This is a genomic window from Neisseria sp. P0021.S006 (genome assembly GCF_051956895.1).
Map to the genome: position 1 here is coordinate 1 of NZ_JBQCWZ010000271.1, position 1,692 is coordinate 1,692.

Consider the following 1,692-nt stretch of genomic DNA (forward strand, 5'->3'; position numbering starts at 1 on the left):
CATATGCACCATAAGCCAAACCAAAGTGACCGTCGCAATGCGGCTCATAAACCGCCTGTTGCATAGAACGCAACATCATCACTTGCAACAGCTCCGCATCCGGACGGTTTTTAAATTGTTCGGCAAGCGCAGCATAGTCTTTCGGCGTCGGATTATCGCCGCCGCCCAAACTCAGACCCAGCAAACCAAGCTGCTCGCGTAAAGTAGCCAGTTTTTCGGGAGTCGGGCCCAAGTGATTGCGGAACAAAGCCGTATGTTTGTTTTTCAGCAAGAACTCTGCCGCGCAAACATTCGCCGCCAGCATACATTCTTCAATCAGCTTGTGCGCATCGTTGCGTACAACGGGAACAATCTTGTCGATTTTACCGTTGTCGTCGAAAATCATCTGGGTTTCAATGCTCTCAAACTCAACCGCGCCACGCTCGAAACGTTTTTTCTGCAAGATTTTGAATAATTTATACAGAGTATCGATTTGCGGTTTAAACGGATGATCCCGGCCGTCTGAAATCCAATCCCAAACTTGATTATAAGTCAGTCGCGCATGCGAACGCATTACTGCCGGATAGAAACGGTATTCCTTGATATTGCCGGCATAAGTAATCACCATATCGCACACCATACACAGGCGTTCGACATCAGGATTGAGCGAGCAGATGCCGTTGGACAAATTCTCCGGCAGCATCGGAATCACACGGCGCGGGAAATACACGCTGGTACTGCGTTCTTGAGCATCTACATCAATCGTGTCATCAGGGCGGACATAATGACTGACATCGGCTATCGCCACCACCAAGCGGTAATTGCGGCCGATTTTTTCGGCAAAAACCGCATCGTCAAAGTCCCGCGCAGTTTCGCCATCGATGGTTACCAGAGGCAAATCTCGTAGGTCCACGCGCCCTTTCAAGTCGGTTTTACGCACATGATCGGGAATTTTCTTCGCAGCTTTGACACACGCTTCGCTAAATTGGTGCGGCAAATGGTGCTTGCGCACGGCGATTTCGATTTCCATACCGCTGTCGGCATAATCACCCAATACTTCAATAATTTTCGCTACGGCAGGGCGGTTTTGCTCGGGGTAAGTCTCAATTTCACCAACAATGACTTGACCGGATTGCGGTTTAAAGCGCGCTACACTTTCAGGTTCCAAAACAATGCTTTGATTCAAACGTTTGTCTTCTGCCTCCAAAATCGCCACGCCGCGATCCATATAAAAACGGCCGACCACTTTAGACTGCGCACGCTCCACCACATCCAAAACCGTACCTTCGCGACGGCCTCTGCGGTCGATACCGGCAGGACGCACGGTAACAATATCCCCGTGCATCACGCCGCGCATCTGACGCTCATACAAGACGAAATCGCCCTCACCTGTCGGCGTAAGCGGCACGGCAAAACCAAAACCGTCTTTATGCGCTTCGACACGGCATTTAACCAATGCCAATTTTTCTGCCGCACACACCGCCCCACGTCGATTAATCAACACCTGGCCATCGCGTGCCATCGCTTTCAGACGGCGCTCGAAGAATTCATATTCATCTTCTGTAATCGACAATTCATGTGCCAAAGCTTCGATTTTTGTCGGCACACCTTTTTGTTCCAATAATTCAATGACCCATTCACGGCTGGGCAACGGATGAGCGTAACGTTGTTTCTCCCGCTCCAAATACGGGTCTTTTTCTCGTAAATTTAAAG

1 protein-coding gene is annotated in these 1,692 nt (G+C 49.9%); it reads right to left on the reverse strand.

The genetic code is table 11. The annotated features are described in order from the left end of the window. Positions 1-1,692 (reverse strand): ribonuclease R (gene rnr / locus ACTHUM_RS13245; protein ID WP_440403083.1); only part of this gene is annotated, 1,692 nt, incomplete at both ends.